The organism is Pseudomonas sp. LS2P72 (assembly GCF_054897865.1).
This window is the reverse complement of sequence record NZ_CM142708.1, coordinates 5,088,009-5,105,747: the sequence shown is the minus strand read 5'-3', so window position 1 is coordinate 5,105,747 and position 17,739 is coordinate 5,088,009. Positions and strand designations below refer to the sequence as shown.

The following is a 17,739-nucleotide window of genomic DNA, read 5'->3' as shown; positions in this document are numbered from 1 at the left end:
GACTGTAAGTTTTTACGTTATCCGAAGCGGTAAATGTCCATGCCCAAGGCCCCCATGGTGAATCCCTTGTGGGCCACGCTGAAATGTCCTCCGGCGCCGCGAGCAAAATACAAAGGCAACAAGTGTTCATCACTCGGATGGTTGCGCACCGCATTCGGTGCTTGCTGACGGTAATCGTGCAACGCGGTTTCGTCGTTGGCAGCGAGTTTTTCGATCATCCAGTCACGAAATGCCTGGGCCCAGGGTTCGACGCTTTCCGGGCCGGCGTGCCAGTCCAGTTCGCGCAGGTTGTGGGTGATGCTCCCGGAACCGATCAGCAGCACGCCGTGTTCGCGCAGACTGGCCAAGGCATGACCGACACGGGTCTGCAGGGCCGGGCCACCGCGGGTGGGCAGCGAAACTTGCACCACGGCGATATCGGCTTGTGGATACATCAATGACAACGGCACCCAGACACCATGGTCGAACGGCCGTTCGGCGTCGATGCGTGCGGGCAGGCCATCGCTCTTCAGCAGTTCGACAACCCCTGCGGCCAATTGTGGATTGCCGGGCGCCGGGTATTGCACGTCGAACAACGCCTGCGGAAAACCGCCGAAGTCATGCCAGGTGTCAGGATGGGGATTGCCGCTGACCAGCAACTCGTTGCTTTCCCAATGTGCAGAAACAATGACGATGGCTTTGGGTTTCGGCAATTCTGCGGCCAGGCGAGCGAGGGCGGGCCCGCTGGCGCCCGGTTCCAGTGCCAACATGGGCGAGCCATGGGATATGTACAGGCTGGGGAACATGGATGAGCTCCTGAGGGGTAAGATGGCAACATCTTCAGTCAGATCATTGATCTAAATCTAATATAAGTTTTAGGGTCTTTTGATCGAATTTTCGGGATTAATTATGCAGCCGGAGTTTTGGCACAAGCGGTGGACGTCGAATCAGATCGGCTTTCACCTGCCGGAAGTGAATCCATATCTGCAACGGTACTGGCCGCAGCTGGGCATGGAAGAGGGCGCGCGTGTCCTGGTGCCGCTATGTGGCAAAAGCCTGGATTTGCTGTGGCTGGCGAAATGCGGTCACGAGGTGTTGGGCGTCGAGTTGTCGGAAAAAGCGGTGGAAGACTTTTTTCACGAGCATCAATTTGACCCGGACGTCAGCGACCAAGGCCCCTTTACTGTCTATCGGGCGGGCTCGATCGAGATCTGGTGTGGTGATTTCTTCGCGTTGACGGCCGGCGATGTCGCCGATTGCAGTGCGCTGTACGACCGCGCTGCGTTGATCGCTTTGCCCCCGAAGATGCGTGAGCAATACGCCGAGCATCTGAAGCGGATTGTGCCAAAGGATTCGCTGGGGCTGCTGATTACCCTGGATTACGACCAGGCACAAATGGAGGGGCCGCCCTTTGCAGTGCTGGATGACGAAGTGCAACGGTTGTTCGGTGCTTCGTGGGAGTTGAAGATTCTGGAGGACCAGGACGTTCTGGGCGAAAGCTGGAAGTTCCTGGAAAGCGGTGTTACGCGGCTTGAAGAGCGGGTTTATCGGGTTTCTACTCGGTAATTGATGTTGTTTGTGCTGGCCTCTTCGCGAGCAGGCTCGCTCCCACAGGGGGAATGCATTCCAATGTGGGAGCGAGCCTGCTCGCGATGGGGCCCGAATGAACACCACAAAAATCAGCAGACAAAAAAAGGCCCGCATTCACTGCGGGCCTTTTCTTTTAGTGCGGAACCTATCAGCCCCGACGACGCAGTGCGTCGATGCGTTCTTCCAGCGGCGGGTGGCTCATGAACATGCGGGCGAACCCCTGCTTGAGGCCACCGTTGATGCCGAAAGCCGTCAGGGTGTCCGGCATGTGCACCGGCAGCCCCTGTTCCGCGCGCAGGCGTTGCAGGGCGCCGATCATTGCGGCGGTGCCGGCCAGGCGTGCACCGGCTTCGTCTGCACGGAATTCGCGTTTACGCGAGAACCACATGACGATGGCGCTGGCCAGAATGCCCAGAACCAGTTCGGCGAAGATGGTTGCCACGTAGTAGGCGATGCCCTGGCCTTCTTCGTTCTTGAAGATCACCTTGTCGACAAAGTTGCCGATGATCCGTGCGAAGAACATCACGAAGGTGTTCACCACGCCCTGGACCAATGCCAGGGTGACCATGTCGCCATTGGCGACGTGGCCGATTTCGTGGGCCAGAACGGCCTTCACTTCATCTGGCGAGAAACGCTCGAGCAGCCCTTGGCTGACCGCGACCAACGCGTCGTTCTTGTTCCAGCCGGTGGCAAAGGCGTTCGCTTCGTAGGCCGGGAAAATACCGACTTCAGGCATCTTGATCCCGGCTTCCCGGGACAATTGCTCGACGGTTTGCAGCAGCCATTGCTCGTGACGTGTGCGCGGCTGGCTGATGATTTGGGTGCTGGTGCTCATCTTCGCCATCCACTTGGAGATGAACAGCGAGAACAGCGAACCGGCGAAACCAAAGACCGCACAGAAAATCAGCAGCTGATTGAGGTTGAGATCAACCCCGTTGGCCGCCATGAACCCGTTGAAGCCGAAAAGGCTCAGGGTGATGCTGGCAATCAGCACGACCGCCAGGTTAGTGGCCAAAAACAGCAGGATGCGCATCATGGTTGTAGAAATCTCCTCATGCTAAATATGTAGCGTACTGCGGGGTATATAAGGTGCTGACCCGGGCTATTCAACCAAGTGACTATTTCAAACTGTGTCCTACGGCAACAGTCTAGCTGCTTGAAGGGCATTTCCGACGTCGATGCGGGAAGCGTTTGTCAGGCAATTAGCGTCATAAGCCCCCGCCGTTGTTAGACGCGAGCACTCAATGGTCATCAGTCAGCGATTGAAGAAGCGAGGTTCGGCAGGGCGCAAAGAAATGTTGCTGAATCAATCACCGTGCGACTTGCGCAAGCGTCGCACGGTGACAGGCAGGTTATTGGCGATAGGTCTTGAGGAAATTGCCGATACGTCCGATGGCCATGTCCAGGTCGTCCACGCGCGGCAGGGTCACCACACGGAAATGGTCCGGCCATGGCCAGTTGAAGGCGGTGCCTTGAACCACCAGCAGCTTCTCCGACAGCAGCAGGTCGAGCACGAATTTTTCGTCGTTATGGATCGGGCAGACTTTCGGGTCGATCCGTGGGAACGCATACAGCGCGCCCATTGGCTTGACGCAGCTCACGCCGGGAATGTCGTTGAGCAGTTCCCAGGTGCGATTGCGCTGTTCCAGCAGTCGTCCGTTGGGCAATACCAGATCATTGATGCTCTGGTAGCCGCCGAGGGCGGTCTGGATCGCATGCTGGCTCGGCACGTTGGCACACAGACGCATGTTGGCCAGCATGTCGATGCCTTCGATGTAGCTCTGGGCGTGGTGTTTCGGGCCGGAAATGGCGATCCAGCCGGAACGGAAACCCGCCACGCGATAAGACTTGGACAGACCGTTGAACGTCAGGCACAGCAAGTCTGGTGCCAGGGAAGCCGTGCAGATGTGCACGGCATCGTCGTACAGAATCTTGTCGTAGATCTCGTCGGAAAAAACCACCAGGTTGTGCTGACGGGCCAGTTCCAGCATGCCCAGCAGGACTTCTTTCGAATACACCGCGCCGGTCGGATTGTTCGGGTTGATGATCACCAGGGCTTTGGTGTTCGGGGTGATCTTGGCCTTGATGTCGGCCAGATCCGGCCACCAGTTGGCCTGCTCGTCGCACAGGTAATGCACCGGGTTGCCGCCGGACAGACTCACCGCGGCGGTCCACAGCGGGTAGTCCGGAGCCGGCACCAGCACTTCGTCGCCGTTGTTGAGCAGGGCCTGCATCGACATCACGATCAGCTCGGAAACGCCGTTGCCCAAATAGATGTCTTCAATGCCGACGCCTTCTACCTGCTTCTGCTGGTAGTACTGCATCACGGCCTTGCGGGCGCTGAACAGACCTTTGGAATCGCTGTAGCCCTGAGCCGTCGGCAGGTTGCGGATGACGTCCTGGAGGATTTCATCCGGCGCTTCGAAACCAAAAGGCGCCGGGTTGCCGATGTTCAGCTTGAGGATGCGATGGCCTTCCTCTTCCAGGCGTTTGGCGTGCTTGAGCACTGGGCCGCGAATGTCGTAGCAGACGTTGGCGAGCTTGTTCGATTTGCTGACCTGCATGGCGATGTGTTCCCGAAAATGAACGATCCAGGCGGCGTATGAACGACCGTACTGGGAATCCTGCGTATTCACACAGGCCTGGCGCCTTTAAAGGTCGCACCCATAAATCCGTTTGAATGCGTGTGATCGGGCTGCCAGACTGGCGTTTGACGAGGCGCAATCATACGTGCCGCCCGATCCGTGGAAAAGGTACAGATCGGGCTTTTTCAGCTGCCGAGGTGTGATGATGGAAAAGTTGGAAAAAACCCTGGAAGAATGGCGGGCGATGCTCGATCCGGAGCAGTACAACGTTTGCCGCCTTAAAGGCACCGAACGGCCGTTCTCCGGCAAATATAACGACAGCAAGGTCGACGGCATTTACCACTGCATCTGTTGCAACGAACCGCTGTTCGACTCCAAAACCAAATTCGACTCCGGCTGCGGCTGGCCGAGTTTCTACGCACCGATCGGCGACAGCGCCATGGTCGAGATCCGTGACGTCAGCCACGGCATGATCCGCACCGAAGTGGTCTGCGCCAAATGCGATGCGCACCTGGGGCACGTATTCCCGGACGGCCCGCCACCGACCGGCCTGCGTTATTGCATCAATTCGGTGTGCCTGGACCTGGTGCCCCGCTCGTAATGCGAGCCCTGTAGGAGCACGGCTTGCCGGCGATAGCGATCTCAAGGACGCCATCGCCGGCAAGCCGTGCTCCTACAGGGATTGTCCCACCCCAATCAGTTAGATTGATTTATTAAATTGCACACAATTCAATTGCTCGCTATTTTTATCTCATCTTCCCTCATTTAGAGTCAGAACCATGAGCGACAACCTGCTGAGCATCCCTTGCACCACCATCAAGGGTGAGCAAAAGACCCTGGCGGATTTCGCCGGCAAAGCCGTGTTGGTGGTCAATACCGCGAGCGAATGCGGCTTCACTCCGCAATACAAAGGCCTTGAAGAGTTGTGGCAGACCTACAAGGATCAAGGCCTGGTGGTGCTGGGCTTTCCGTGCAATCAGTTCGGCAAGCAAGAACCAGGCAACGAAGGGGCGATTTCCGAGTTCTGCGAGTTGAACTTCGGCGTCAGTTTTCCGCTGTTCAAAAAGATTGAAGTCAATGGCGCCGGCGCCCATCCGCTGTTCGTTCAACTGAAAAAACGCGCGCCGGGTGTGCTGGGTTCCCAGGGCATCAAGTGGAATTTCACCAAGTTTCTGATCGGCAAGGATGGCCAGCTGGTCAAGCGCTTCGCCCCCGCGACCAAGCCGCAGGACCTGACCCGCGAGATCGAAGCCCTGCTCAAATGAGCACCTTGTCAGTCGATTCCCTGAAGCTTGACAGTCAACTGTGCTTCAAGCTGTACGCCGCTTCCCGGGCAGTGATCCGCGCCTACAAGCCGATGCTCGATCAGCTCGGCCTGACCTACCCGCAATACCTGGCGATGCTGGTGTTGTGGGAATGGCAGGAGGCGGCCCCGGAGCAGCCGACGGTCAAGGCGTTGGGCGAACGCCTGGCGCTGGATTCCGGAACGCTGACGCCGTTGCTCAAGCGTCTTGAGCAACTGCAACTGATTCAGCGTCAGCGCTCGGCGCGGGACGAGCGTGAAGTGCACTTGAGCCTGTCGCCAACCGGCAAGGCTTTGCGCGATCAGGTCGGGCCGCTCAAGGCCCGTCTGTTATGCGACAGCGGTGTGGATCTGGATCGCCTGAATGATCTGCGCGAGGGTCTTGATCACCTTTTGGGGCAGATCAAAGCACTGCCGTAGTAGGAACCCACAAGTCCAGCAGGGCAGCCAGCTCTTCCCGGCGGAAGGGTTTTGCCAGGTAATCGCTCATGCCTGCCGCTCGACAGCGTTCGCGCTCTTCGGACATGGCGTTGGCGGTCAGGGCGACGATGGGCAGCTGTGGCCAGCGTCCGCTACGACGGATTTGCCGACTGGCCTCGTAGCCGTCCATCACTGGCATGTTGCAGTCCATCAGCACCAGATCGAATTCGCTCTGCTCCAGCTGATCCAGCGCCTCGCCACCGTGACCGGCGACAATCACCTCGCAACCGAGTTTTCCGAGCATCCCCTTCGCCACCAACTGGTTGACCGGATTGTCCTCCACCAGCAGCACGCGTCCGCGTCGTTGTGGGGAGAGGGCGTCGAGCCGGGCACCGTTGATCGTGTTGAGTTCCGGCTGCAGGGTTCGCCGTAGCGTCTGGTACAGCGCGTTGCGTGCCAGAGGCCGCGCCTGTTGCTGTAAGGGGGCGAGGGCGAGGGCTTCTTCGCTGGGCATGAAACTGCCATAAGCGGTGACCAGCAGAATGGGCGCTGTACACGAAGGGCGAAGGCCAAACAGGCATTCGGGGCAATCGGTAATCAGTACATCCGGGTTCAGGCCCAGCAACGAGTCATCGAGGGAACGCTGCTCATAGTCGAGCCCCCAGCCGGGCAGCACACTGTTCAACAGTTCTGCCAGACCACTGCTGGCGGCGGTGATTGCGATGACCTTGCCCTGTAAAGAGGCCGGGGGAAGGGCGCGGGTGTGGCTGGGCAGCGGCAGATCCGCACAGAACTGGCTGCCGAAGCCTGCTTCCGAGCTGATGGTGAGGCGTCCTTGCATGGCTTCGCAGAGGTTGTAGGTCAGTGCCAGGCCCAACCCGGTCCCGCCGAATTGCCGGGTAATGCCGGCACCCGCTTGCGTGAAGGGCTGGAAGATCTTGACCTGGGCGTCCTGGGCGATACCGATGCCAGTGTCGCAGACTTCGATTCTGACGCCGTCCTCGAATGTCGACAGGCGTACATCGACCCGACCGAAACGGGTGAACTTGAGGGCGTTGGACAAGAGGTTGCTGACGATCTGTCGGACCCGGGTCGGATCCCCCAGCACCAGAGCCGGAAAGTGCGGGTCGATCAGGCAGCTCAGCTCGACACTCGGCGCGGCGTTTTGCGATAGCAGGTTGGCGGTGTCCTCGATCAACGAACCGAGGTCGAACGGAATATGTTCGAGCTCCAGTTGGCCGGCATCGAACTTCGACAAATCGAGAATATCGTTGAGCAGTTCCACCAGTACTTTGCCCGAGTCATGGGCGATGGACAGCTGTTGCTGTTGCTCGGCATTGAGCGGGCCGTCGAGGGAAAGCGCGATCATCCCCAGCAGGCCATTGAGCGGCGTGCGGATCTCGTGGCTCATGTTGGCCAGGAACACCGAGCGCGCTTCGGCCATGTCCAGGGCGGTGCTGCGGGCGACTTCCAGTTCCTGATTGGATTGGCTGAGCCGCGAGTTGATCGCCTTGAGTTCCGCGGTGCGGGCCGAGACGATGTTCTCCAGTTGCCCCAGGTAGTCGGTCAGGCGGTTTTCGGCGTTGCGTCGCTGCTGGATTTCGGTGGCGATGTTTTCGAATTGTTGATTGGCAACTTTGACCAGTACACCGATTTCATCGTTTTCATGGTTCGTCGGACACTCCAGCGACGTCGACTCCGTGCTACGCGGGTCGCGACTGCTGAGTTCACGGATGACCCGCACCAACGGCTTGGTCAGCATCACATAGAACAGCGCCAGCAGGATGCCGGTCAGCAGCAGGCTGCGAGCGAAGCCGTTGAGCAGGGTCACCTCGGCCCGGCGCAGGAACCGGTTGCCGAATGAATAAGTGTCGACGTCCAGACGCAGGGTGCCGAGGGATTCGGTCGGCAAGTGATCCAGGTAGAGACGGTCTTCGAACTGCCGGTTGGCGCCGAACAGGAAGTCACTGATCACCCGATAGCCGCTTTGCACGCCTGGGCGTTTGACGTTGGCCAGCACGGTATCGTTGTTGTCGATCAATTGCGCGCCGATGATCGCCGGCGAGCGCAACAGGCCCAGGGTCAGTTCCTGAGCGAGTTCGGCGTCGATGTTGTAGGCGATGCGGGACGCGGGGTTGTGGCTGATTTCCAGCAAAGACAGGATTTCGCGGTTGATGGAGGCGTCTTCACTGGCATAATCGATGCCTATTTGCAGCAGGCTGAGCAGCGTGCCCAGAATGAAACCCACCAGCACAGTAAGCCTGGCTTGCTTGTAGGACAGCCGGTTGGTGAACTTGATATCCATGGGGTGTCGAACCACTTCCGTTTCCCTTCGCTGCTCAAGCATAGTCGATCATGCAGGGATACCGATGTTCTCGTGAGCCCTTGTGCAAAGGGTTGAACCGGACACCCGAACGCTGTGTTTTGTCGCTGTATCGCCATCATTACTGTGAACGTGCCCGAGGAGAAGACGTGGATTCCCGATTAAATGCTTTTCTTGAACGCGCCGATGCCGTTTTGGCCCGTATCGAACCGCTGCTGCCTGCACCCCGGCAAGCTATCGACTGGAATCATTGCCTTGCCGCGCGCTGGCAGCGCGAGGGTCGCAGCGGGTTTCTGTTGCCGCTGGAAGTCAGCCTCGACATGCGTTTGTCTGACCTGATCGGCGTCAATCGGCAACTGGAGCAACTGGGGCGAAATACCCAACAGTTCCTCGATGGCATGCCGGCCAACCACGCGTTGCTCTGGGGCTCGCGCGGCACCGGTAAATCGTCGCTGATTCGTGCCTTGCTGGCCGAACACGCCAAGGCCGGTCTGCGGCTGATCGAGATCGAACGCGATCACCTGGCGGACTTGCCGCGCGTGGTCGAACAGATCGCCAAGCTGCCCCAGCGTTTTGTGCTGTTCTGCGATGACCTGTCGTTCGAGTCGGGCGAAGGCGATTACCGGGTGCTCAAGAGCGTTCTCGACGGCTCGCTCGAACAGGCCCCGGATAACGTTTTGTTGTACGCCACGTCGAACCGTCGCCACCTGGTGCCGGAAAAGGAAAGCGATAACGAAAACTGGAAACGCGTTGACGGCGAACTCCATCCCAGCGAGGCGGTGGAAGACAAGATCGCGCTGTCGGATCGATTTGGCCTGTGGCTGTCGTTCTATCCGTTTACTCAGGAGCACTTCCTCAGCGTCGTCGAACACTGGATCGGTCAACTGGCCGACAAGGCCGGCCTTGAGTGGCAGCGAGACGAAGCACTGGACATCCTCGCGGTGCGCTGGGCCACGGGTCGCGGTAATCGCAACGGACGTTGCGCGTATCAATTTGCCCGCTATTGGGTCGGGCTGAAGTTGTTGGAGCACAAGGCATGATCGATTTACAAAAGAGCGGCCAGGGCCTCGAAGGCTACGGCATGCTGTGGGCGCAATTGGAGTCATTGCTGGCGGATGAGCGGGATTTCATTGCAAACGCCGCGCAGTTCTCGGCGTTCCTGTTCAACCAGCTCGATGACCTGAACTGGGCCGGGTTCTACCTCAATCGCAATGAAGAACTGGTGCTTGGCCCGTTTCAAGGGCAGATCGCCTGCGTGCGGATTCCGTTCGGTCGGGGTGTGTGCGGCGCGGCGGCGGCCACCTTGCAGACCCAGTTGGTCGAGGACGTACACGCGTTCCCCGGACACATCGCTTGCGACAGCGCGTCGAACAGCGAGCTGGTCGTGCCACTGGTCAAGGACGGTCGCCTGATCGGCGTGCTGGACCTCGACAGCCCGAAACTGGCGCGTTTTACCGCTGAAGATCAGGCCGGTATCGAGCAATTGGCGGCGATTTTCCTGCGCCTGACCGACTGCTGATCATGCCAGGCCTGCCTTGACCAGCAGGCTTGCCGGATCAACCGTATCGATCTGTTGGGGATCGAGGAATCGATCGGCGTACTGCAAGTAGATTTGCGCATTGATGAACAGCCCGAACAACTCAGGATCGATGTGGGCATCCCGGCACATGGTGGCCATGATGCCCAGCGCTTCGCTCAAGGACTTGGCTTTCTTGTAGGGGCGATCGGCGGCGGTCAGTGCTTCGAAAATATCGGCAATCGCCATCATCCGCGCCGGCAGGCTCATTTCTTCGCGCTTCAACTGTTTGGGATACCCGGTGCCGTCCATTTTCTCGTGGTGACCGCCAGCGATCTCCGCGACGTTGGTGAGGTGGCCGGGGAAGGGCAGGTGGCTGAGCATCAGAATCGTCTGCACCATGTGGTGATTGATGATGTAACGCTCCTCGCGGGTCAGGGTGCCTCGGGCAATGCTCAGGTTGTAGAGCTCGCCCCGGTTGTACTTATAGCGCGGCACCTCGAGCTTGAACCCCCACGGATTATCCTCTGGAATCAGTTCGGCTTCGGGCCGTTCGAACAGGTGCTCGGGTTTGTCCGCCAGCAATGGCTCGCCGACCGGCAGTGTCGGTGCCGGGGTCCGCGCCTGACGCCGGTTCTCTTCCCAGGAAACGCCCAACCGGTCATCCAGGGTTCGGGTCCAGGTGCGTTGGGCGATGCTGCGCAGGCGTTGCAGGTCGGGTTCAGCCATCGCCTCGCCACCCAGGTTGCAGCGGGCAATGAACGCGAAATCATCGTCCAGCCCCGCCAGCGTAGTGTTGCGCAGTTCGGCCAGGTGCTGCTCGTCACCGCCCAGGGCCATGGCTTGCCAATAGCTGATCCAGGCATCGCGCTTGAGCACTTCGAAGCGGGTGCGGATTTCGTGAATACGGTCGTTAAGGGTTTCCAGCTTCGTGGCTTTATCAACCACATATTCCGGAGTGGTGACCTTGCCGCAGTCGTGCAGCCAGGCGGCGATGTGCAGCGCTTCCCATTCATCTTCGTTGGGTTGATAGCCACTGAAGGTCGGGGCCTGGCTGGCGGCGGCGGCTTGGGCGAGCATCAGGGTCAGCGCCGGTACTCGCTGGCAGTGACCGCCGGTGTAGGGGCTTTTGGCGTCAATCGCACCCGCCAGCAGTTGAATGAAGGAATCCAGCAGTTGTTTCTGTTTGGCTTGCAGACGTTGACTTTCGATACTCACGGCGGCCGCGCCGGACACGGCCTGGAGGAACGCGATGCGGTCCGGGCGAAGTTTTTCCAGATCGCTCTGGTTGCCGGTATCAGCCATCAGCAGGACCAGCAGGCCCACGGTTTCGTTATGACGATTGTGCAGCCGAATGCCGATCAGATGAACGCGGGGACACTCCAGCGCAAGCAACACCTTCTGCAAATCCCCGGCCTCTTCGAAACCAAGCATGGTGACGACGTTGTCGGCATTCGACAGCTGTTGTAGCCATGCAGGGCTTTGCGGAGCCTGGAGTTCGTGACCTCGAAGATCAAATGACGGCAATGCCCGTGAGGTGCCGTTGACGACCAGACCATGGGGCTCCATTCGATCGCCATCACTTTCGCGCAGGTAGATCAGACCGGCCTGGGCCTGGGCGATTTTCACGGTTTCAAACAACACCCGTTCCAGCAAAGGGGCGAAGCGAGTCTCGGCGCTCAGGCTGTCGGTGATCTGGAAAAAACTTGCCAGTGTGTCTTTCATACGCGTCATCGACACGCTCAGTTGGTCGACTTCGAGCACGGGAGAGCGACGTGAGGCCGGAAAGTTGAAGTCGAAACTGCGAACCGCGTCGGCCTCCTTTACTAGCGCGCGCAGGGGTTTAACCAGAATTCGGGAGGTCAGCCAGCCCAGCGGCAGGCACAGCAACAGCGTGGCCAGGGTAATCAGCGCGCCTTGCCAGCGCATGCGGTAGGCATCGACAAGTAACTCATCTTCCGGCACCAGCAGCGCCAGTTGCAGTCCCTGGGGACCGCCCTCCTGCATGCGGCTGCGGGCAACGATCCACTGACGACCGCCGACATCCAGGCGATTGCCTGCGGCGGGATTTACGGGTGGGTTGTTGAGCAACGCGCCGAGGCCGGGGCTCAGGTCGGCGGCTTTGATCAGGCGGGCAGTCTGATCGTCGATGATCAGTTTGCTGCTGTCGGGATACGCGATGGCATTCCCTTCAGCATCGAACAGCACGATTTCGGTACTGGGCGTCACGACATGTTTGGCCAGTGTCGCGGAGAGTTCCTCCAGGGTCAGATCGGCACCCATGATGGCCTGTTCGCCGCTGCGCCGGGCCAGGGTAGTGCCGACATTGTGGGTGGAGAAAAAAATGTAGGGTTCGGTGGTGATCTGTTCGTTGTCGCGGCGGGCGTTGGCATACCAGGCGCGGATCCGCGGATCGTAGGTTTCGTTGGGGTTGTCCTGGCGGCTGATGAGGGCCAGATTCTGATCGAAAAACAATGATTGGGAGCGGACCTGACCGCTGTTGCCTGTTCGCTCAATGCTCCACACCTGATAAGCCGCAGGATCCGGTGCCTTGAGGAGCGTTTTCAGGTCGGGGGTTCGCAAGGGCCGAACCATGAAAAAATCACCGTTGCCATAGCCCAGATACAACGAGGCCAGGTCGGGGTTGTCCTTGAGCGACTGGCTGAAGGGTTTGAGTAGCGCCATGCGTTGTTCCAGGTCCGGTGCCTGGGTCGCCGGGTATTCCGCCAGCAGGGACAGCAGATGGCGAATCGGTTCGTAAGTGGCATGCAGGTCGAGACGGACGTCCTGCTCGATGCGGTTGAAGAGCTTTTCACTGCTGGAAAGAATGATCTGCGTGGTTTGCTGGTAGTTGAAAAGGCCAAGCACCACACCAGTCAGCAACAGCAGGAAAGTGAACATCACGCTGATATGGACGTGCAGGGGAAACCGCCGTTGATCCGGGCGCAGTGGGCTGGGCATTGCAGGTCTCTCCATGATGGTTAACACACTGCTCAGCGTCCAAGCATAGTTAAGGCTCGGTCATTCTGCTTTTGTCGTTTTGGCCGATCTGGTGCTGCAATGCTTGCTCCAGTTCGAGCATGGCGCGCTCTATAGCCTTGCTGCAATCGGCCACTTCGTCGTGATGAAACACTTCATGGCAGGCCTTTTCCAGGGCCTCGCAGCTGTCGATCACCCGGGAAGCCTGGACGATTCGGGCGGCGCCCTTGATTTTGTGGGCGACGTCGAGAAATGGCTGAGGCTCTTTGGGTGGGGACAGCGCCAGCAGTTCTTGTCGGTCCAGACGGTTGCTGTTCAACAGTTCGGTCAGCAGTCGCTGGTCCAATACCGGATCGCCACCGGTCAAAAGACGCAGTCCTTGCAGGCTGAACGCGGGATCGCGGACGATTGGCCTGACTCCTTCAAACCACTGACTCAAGGCATTCAGGGTAAGGGGCTTGAACAGACAGTCGTCCATCCCGGCTTGTTTGCAGCGTTGTATTTCTTCCGGTTGTGCGTTGGCGGTAAAACCCAGCACGGTACAGGGCGGGCGGTGCGTTTTTTGTTCATGTCGGCGAATGGCGCGGGCCAGTTCGTATCCGTTCATGATTGGCATGTTGCAATCGACAATCACCAGATCGAACGGCTCGGCTTCCCATGCCTGAAATCCCGCCTGGCCATCCGGTGCGACGCTGAATCGGTGGCCCAGAAACTCCAGTTGCTGGCACATGAGCAAGCGATTGGCGGGGTGATCGTCGACCACCAGAACATTCAAGGGGGTCGTCGTGGTGCGGATTTGCGTTTCAGCAGTCTCCGGCATCTGTTCGAGTGGCAGTGTTGTCAGGTGCAACGCCACCTCGACTTGAGTGCCGACACCCGGCTGGCTGCTCAATTGCAGGCTGCCGCCCATCATTTCGCACAGGCTGCGGCTGATCACCAGTCCAAGCCCCGCACCGCCTCTGGCTGACTGCCCGGAGTGATCGGCCTGGGCGAAAGGTTCGAACAGCCGCCGCTGATCCTGTTCGTTGATCCCTATGCCGCTGTCGTGAACCTGCAACAGCATCCGGACCCGCTCAGGCTCGGCGGTCTGCTGCAGGTCAACGATGATCCTGACTTGGCCGTGCTCCGTAAATTTGATGGCATTGCTGACCAGATTGGACAAGACCTGCTTGAAGCGCATCGGGTCCAACAGGACATCAAACCCCGGATTGGCAGGGCGGAATTCCAGCAGCAGCCGAAGATTTTTCTGGCGCGCCAGTCCATCGAAGACCCGCACCACCGAGGCCACGATTTCACTTGGATTGACCCGTTCAGGACTCAGGCTCAGCCGTCCGGATTCAATCCGGGCAATGTCGAGAATGTCCCCGATCAGCTCCAGCAGGTCCTTCGCCGAGTTGTACGCCACATCGATGGCCGGGCGATCCGGGTGCTTCTGATCGATACGCTTGAGCGTCAATTCGAGCATGCCGATAACCGCATTCATCGGGGTGCGGATCTCATGGCTCATGGTCGCCAGAAAAGTTGTTTTGGCTCGGTTGGCTTCATCGGCACGCTCTTTGGCATAGCGCAGATCATCGAACAGTTGCCGCCGTTCGCTGATGTCGATCCAGCCGCCGATGATGCCTTGCACTTCACCGCTCGAATCACGGTAAGGAAGAATCCAGTGGTAAATCGTCAGTCGACGGCCGCCGATGTGCAGCGCACGATCGAGAATCAGCGGTATGCCCTCGGCCACGACGCGCTGGTAGTCGGCCTGATATTCCCGGGCTTCGAACGCATTGCTCATGTTGCCTTGCGTGACGCTTTTGCCGATCACGTCTTCACGTCTCGCGCAGAAGGCTTCCAGGTAACTGTCGTTGCAGCTTTGCAGCAGTCCCTGGCGATCGCGAACGTAGATAGGATGAGGCGTCCCGTTGACCAGTGATCGCATGAATTCGAGTTGATCGTTCAATGCGCGCTCGGCTGCCTGACGCTGCTTAATCTGGCGTCGCATGTAAGCGTTCCAGGCAACGGAAATCAGCAGCAGCCCCCCGGCACCGATGACGATTTGGTAGAACAGACGGTGATAGTTGCGCCAGGTACTTTGCGAGGACGCCGAATAGCCGCGCCAGCGGCTGTTGATGATCCCCAGTTCTTCCGGCGCAATGCTCAGCAGCGCCTTGTTGAGGATGGTGTTCAGTTCTTTGGCTTCCCGGCCTGTGGCCAGGGAAAACGCCGCCTGCCGAGTGCCAATGGTGGTACTGATTTGAAGGGTGTGCTCGAAGAGCTGCGATGAGATGAAGTAGTTGGCAATCACCAGTGAATTCACCGCACCTTCTGCCTTGCCCTCGGCCAGCAACTCCACGGCGCTGAACGCGTCCGGGGTTTCAATCAGCTTGATCCGCGGGAACTCGCTGCGCAGGTAATCCACCAAGGGATTGCCTTGGGCGATTGCCAGGCGTTTGTCCCGCAACTGCAAAAGGCTTGTCGGGCTGTCGGCGGCTTTGCGAGTCAGCAGGACAAAGGAGTTTTGCAGGTAGGGGCGGGTGAAGTTCAACGTCGTTTCACGTTGGGCGCTGGGGAGCAGGGCGGCGATCAAGTCGGCCTTATGGTCCCTGATCTGCTCGATCATCTCGTCATCGCTGCGGCTGCGATGGACGTCGAAGCGCAAACCGGTGCGCAATCTGATTAGCTCTAGCAAGTCCGCGGTAACCCCACGAAAATTGCCATCACTGTCGAAAAACGTCAGCGGCGCAAAAGCCTCATTGACCACCACACGCACTACCGGGTGTTGCGCCAGCCAGCGTTCTTCGTTGTGGGTGAGTTGCAGCTTTTGATCGGTGAGCAGCAGGTCACTGCCGGCACTCCAGCGTTTGGCAATGTTGTCTCGCTCGCTGGTGGGGATGGCCATGAGCATTGCGTTGATAATCCCGAGCAGTTGCGGGTTGTCCTTGTGCACTGCAAAGCTGAAACCGTGTGCTTCGTGTTTGCCGAAGTTGGCCATGCGGATGTTGTTCAGGTACCCCTTGTTGATCATGTAATGGGTGGAAATGGTGTCACCCAGAAAGACGTCAGCCTGGTCGAAGGCAACGGCATTGATCGCATTCTGGTAGGACGGAAAGGACGTGATGATCGCCCCCGGATACATCGCCTTGACCTCCTCCAGCGGCAAATAGTGATACACCATGCTCAGCCGTAGACCAGTCAGGCCACCGGTCAAGGATCTGCTTTCACCTTCGCGTGTCACCAGAACCGGCTGGTCTACTGCGTAGGGGGTGGAAAGTACGATGTCAGTGTTGTGAGCTTCGAATCCATTGGCGGTACCCAGCAAATCGATCTCGCCGTTTTCGAGTGCCTCGATCGCGTCCTCCCGGGACGCAAAGCGCAGAACCTTGATTGGCAAACCGGTTGTTTTGCCAAGGATACCTGCGTAATCGGCGGTAAAACCTTCGTAGTCGTGACCACTGACGGTCAGGTCGAAAGGGGGGTAGTCCGGGGCTGAAGTGCCAAGGATCAGTTCCCGTTTATGCTCAATCCATTGTCGTTGTGATTTATCCAGATGGACTTCCTGGTGTCCGGCCATCGAGCGACTCATCAGGGTGTAGTTCTCGCTGACGGTCTGCGCCGCGGCCATTGAGGTGTTCAGGCATAAACCTGCGGCCATGAGTGTCAGATAATCCTTTATACGACTGGGCATCCTGTCTCTCACACTAACGCGTTACGTTTTGCCATATCGATGAGTTCAACCAGGGATTTGGCTTTGAGTTTCTGCATGAGGCGTTTTTTATAAGTGCTGACAGTCTTGTTGCTCAGAAACATGCCTTTGGCAATTTCCTTGTTGGTGCGGCCTTGGGCAAAGAGTTGCAATACCATCAGTTCCCGGTCATTGACCGACTTGAACAGTTCCAGGTCGGCAAAACGCGCGTCATCAGCGCGAACAGGATTCAAGGCCTGGCTTGGGAAGTAGTTGTAACCTGATAATACGGCTTTTATAGCACTGACCAGTTCGCTCAGGTCTTCCTGTTTGCACACATATCCCGATGCGCCGGATTGCATGCAACGAATACCGAAAAGTGTCGGGCATTGTGCTGTTAGTACCAATGTTTTCAGACGAGTACTCATTGCGTTGAAACGGGCGAGAACTTCCAGCCCATCCAGTTTGGGAATGCTGATGTCGAGAATGACCAGGTCAGGCATGCATTCGCGAACCATCTGCATGGCGTCGACCCCATTATCAGTTTCGCCGATGACTTTGTAACCTTCATGTTCAAGCAACATTCTGACGGCAAGGCGGATAACCGGGTGATCATCGACAATAAAAACGGAGTTCATAATCAAATCCCATGCGAGCTCAAATAAAGCGCGCACCTTAGCTCAGATAGTTGAGGCGACGCATGAGCTGACGGACCTGCAGCGGCAATACAGGAACAATCCTACAGCTGAAGAGGAATGGGACTACGTATCAACTAGGTTTTTATGAAGAAGGGTAAAGGTTGTTGATAGTTAATCGAGAGGTTGTAAGTATTTAATTGTAAGTTGTGAGTGGTATTTCGCCTGAGTTTTTAGTGTGTTGGATGTGCGATTTTTTACATTGAGGCCAAGGTCAACAAGTTTCTAAATTCGGATTGTTTCAGCGGTTTGATCAAGTATCCCAATAATGGCAGTCCGTGTTCGTTGGCCTTTTTTTCAAGTTCATCCAGTTCCGCGGATGTCAGGCTACTTAATAGTATTGCCTGTCTAATCATTCCCCGGTGGCTGGCGAATTCGACCAGATCAAGACCGCAGAGGTCGGGCAGACATTGATCGCACAAAAGAATATCAAATGGTTGCACAGCCTTGAGCATTTGTTGCAAGGCTCCATCGGCACTGTCGGTGGTGGTCAGTTGGGTAAAACCGTAACTCTCAAGCAGGTATTGAGTCGCCCGGAGTTGGAAGGGGTGATCTTCTACCAGCAAGATGCGCAGATCGTCTTTGAACATAGGAGTATTCACGCTTCTTCTCGAGCTGAAGGAAGCGAGATTATTTCGCGACGTTACCGAATAATCGATCAGTTAGCTCTGCGCAT

Annotated in this window: 14 protein-coding genes; 6 read left to right on the top strand and 8 right to left on the bottom strand. The window is 57.9% G+C overall.

What is annotated here, in order from left to right:
• Positions 1-17: 17 nt before the first annotated feature.
• Entirely contained in the window at positions 18-785 is a 768-nt protein-coding gene (locus ACYZUA_RS23410; protein WP_461960797.1) for a DODA-type extradiol aromatic ring-opening family dioxygenase, read from the bottom strand.
• Between the two features lie 103 nt (positions 786-888).
• Here ACYZUA_RS23410 and ACYZUA_RS23405 point away from each other — a divergent pair, with 103 nt between their 5' ends.
• On the top strand, positions 889-1,545 hold the full coding sequence (locus ACYZUA_RS23405) for a thiopurine S-methyltransferase (protein WP_461960796.1): 657 nt from the start codon (positions 889-891) through the stop codon (positions 1,543-1,545).
• A gap of 172 nt (positions 1,546-1,717) precedes the next feature.
• On the opposite strand, the gene htpX is transcribed toward ACYZUA_RS23405, so the two are convergent.
• Both htpX and ACYZUA_RS23395 read right to left on the bottom strand, forming a co-directional pair.
• Positions 1,718-2,605 (bottom strand): protease HtpX, encoded by an 888-nt coding sequence (gene htpX / locus ACYZUA_RS23400; protein WP_074878828.1) that lies wholly within the window; start codon positions 2,603-2,605, stop codon positions 1,718-1,720.
• Between the two features lie 316 nt (positions 2,606-2,921).
• Entirely contained in the window at positions 2,922-4,133 is a 1,212-nt protein-coding gene (locus ACYZUA_RS23395) for a pyridoxal phosphate-dependent aminotransferase (protein ID WP_046049239.1), read from the bottom strand.
• A gap of 226 nt (positions 4,134-4,359) precedes the next feature.
• On the opposite strand from ACYZUA_RS23395, the gene msrB reads away from it, so the two are divergent.
• The 3 genes from msrB to ACYZUA_RS23380 all read left to right on the top strand — a co-directional run bounded on the left by msrB (position 4,360) and on the right by ACYZUA_RS23380 (position 5,877).
• Positions 4,360-4,755, top strand: a complete 396-nt coding sequence (msrB, locus tag ACYZUA_RS23390; RefSeq protein WP_461960795.1) for a peptide-methionine (R)-S-oxide reductase MsrB — start codon at positions 4,360-4,362, stop codon at positions 4,753-4,755.
• Between the two features lie 178 nt (positions 4,756-4,933).
• Positions 4,934-5,419: a glutathione peroxidase gene (locus ACYZUA_RS23385; protein WP_277530539.1), complete on the top strand. Its 486-nt coding sequence runs from the start codon at positions 4,934-4,936 to the stop codon at positions 5,417-5,419.
• Positions 5,416-5,877, top strand: coding sequence for a MarR family winged helix-turn-helix transcriptional regulator (locus ACYZUA_RS23380; protein WP_461960794.1), 462 nt, complete (start codon positions 5,416-5,418; stop codon positions 5,875-5,877). Before ACYZUA_RS23385 ends, ACYZUA_RS23380 begins: the two co-directional genes overlap by 4 nt.
• On the opposite strand, the gene ACYZUA_RS23375 is transcribed toward ACYZUA_RS23380, so the two are convergent.
• Positions 5,861-8,182 (bottom strand): hybrid sensor histidine kinase/response regulator, encoded by a 2,322-nt coding sequence (locus ACYZUA_RS23375; protein ID WP_461960793.1) that lies wholly within the window; start codon positions 8,180-8,182, stop codon positions 5,861-5,863. The two genes, ACYZUA_RS23380 and ACYZUA_RS23375, sit on opposite strands and share 17 nt — an antisense overlap.
• Before the next feature lie 167 nt (positions 8,183-8,349).
• On the opposite strand from ACYZUA_RS23375, the gene ACYZUA_RS23370 reads away from it, so the two are divergent.
• Both ACYZUA_RS23370 and ACYZUA_RS23365 read left to right on the top strand, forming a co-directional pair.
• Positions 8,350-9,240 (top strand): ATP-binding protein, encoded by an 891-nt coding sequence (locus ACYZUA_RS23370; RefSeq protein ID WP_461960792.1) that lies wholly within the window; start codon positions 8,350-8,352, stop codon positions 9,238-9,240.
• Positions 9,237-9,719 carry a GAF domain-containing protein gene (locus ACYZUA_RS23365; protein WP_076028162.1) on the top strand — a complete coding sequence of 161 codons (483 nt, stop codon included), beginning with the start codon at positions 9,237-9,239 and terminating at the stop codon, positions 9,717-9,719. The genes ACYZUA_RS23370 and ACYZUA_RS23365 overlap by 4 nt, the downstream gene beginning before the upstream one ends.
• Here ACYZUA_RS23365 and ACYZUA_RS23360 read toward each other — a convergent pair whose 3' ends face one another.
• The 4 genes from ACYZUA_RS23360 to ACYZUA_RS23345 form a co-directional block, all read right to left on the bottom strand.
• On the bottom strand, positions 9,720-12,677 hold the full coding sequence (locus tag ACYZUA_RS23360; protein ID WP_461960791.1) for an HD domain-containing phosphohydrolase: 2,958 nt from the start codon (positions 12,675-12,677) through the stop codon (positions 9,720-9,722).
• Positions 12,678-12,726: 49 nt separating this feature from the next.
• Positions 12,727-16,371: a transporter substrate-binding domain-containing protein gene (locus ACYZUA_RS23355; RefSeq protein ID WP_461960790.1), complete on the bottom strand. Its 3,645-nt coding sequence runs from the start codon at positions 16,369-16,371 to the stop codon at positions 12,727-12,729.
• A gap of 8 nt (positions 16,372-16,379) precedes the next feature.
• Positions 16,380-17,006 (bottom strand): response regulator, encoded by a 627-nt coding sequence (locus ACYZUA_RS23350; protein WP_461960789.1) that lies wholly within the window; start codon positions 17,004-17,006, stop codon positions 16,380-16,382.
• A 254-nt stretch (positions 17,007-17,260) separates the two neighbouring features.
• Entirely contained in the window at positions 17,261-17,653 is a 393-nt protein-coding gene (locus tag ACYZUA_RS23345; RefSeq protein WP_461960788.1) for a response regulator, read from the bottom strand.
• Between the last annotated feature and the right edge of the window lie 86 nt (positions 17,654-17,739).

Bases quoted from the DNA above. Each gene is read 5' to 3' on its own strand.
- ACYZUA_RS23410 (WP_461960797.1), bottom strand. From the start codon at position 785: ATGTTCCCCAGCCTGTACATATCCCATGGCTCGCCCATGTTGGCACTG.
- ACYZUA_RS23405 (WP_461960796.1), top strand. From the start codon at position 889: ATGCAGCCGGAGTTTTGGCACAAGCGGTGGACGTCGAATCAGATCGGC.
- htpX (WP_074878828.1), bottom strand. From the start codon at position 2,605: ATGATGCGCATCCTGCTGTTTTTGGCCACTAACCTGGCGGTCGTGCTG.
- ACYZUA_RS23395 (WP_046049239.1), bottom strand. From the start codon at position 4,133: ATGCAGGTCAGCAAATCGAACAAGCTCGCCAACGTCTGCTACGACATT.
- msrB (WP_461960795.1), top strand. From the start codon at position 4,360: ATGGAAAAGTTGGAAAAAACCCTGGAAGAATGGCGGGCGATGCTCGAT.
- ACYZUA_RS23385 (WP_277530539.1), top strand. From the start codon at position 4,934: ATGAGCGACAACCTGCTGAGCATCCCTTGCACCACCATCAAGGGTGAG.
- ACYZUA_RS23380 (WP_461960794.1), top strand. From the start codon at position 5,416: ATGAGCACCTTGTCAGTCGATTCCCTGAAGCTTGACAGTCAACTGTGC.
- ACYZUA_RS23375 (WP_461960793.1), bottom strand. From the start codon at position 8,182: ATGGATATCAAGTTCACCAACCGGCTGTCCTACAAGCAAGCCAGGCTT.
- ACYZUA_RS23365 (WP_076028162.1), top strand. From the start codon at position 9,237: ATGATCGATTTACAAAAGAGCGGCCAGGGCCTCGAAGGCTACGGCATG.
- ACYZUA_RS23360 (WP_461960791.1), bottom strand. From the start codon at position 12,677: ATGCCCAGCCCACTGCGCCCGGATCAACGGCGGTTTCCCCTGCACGTC.
- ACYZUA_RS23355 (WP_461960790.1), bottom strand. From the start codon at position 16,371: ATGCCCAGTCGTATAAAGGATTATCTGACACTCATGGCCGCAGGTTTA.
- ACYZUA_RS23350 (WP_461960789.1), bottom strand. From the start codon at position 17,006: ATGAACTCCGTTTTTATTGTCGATGATCACCCGGTTATCCGCCTTGCC.
- ACYZUA_RS23345 (WP_461960788.1), bottom strand. From the start codon at position 17,653: ATGTTCAAAGACGATCTGCGCATCTTGCTGGTAGAAGATCACCCCTTC.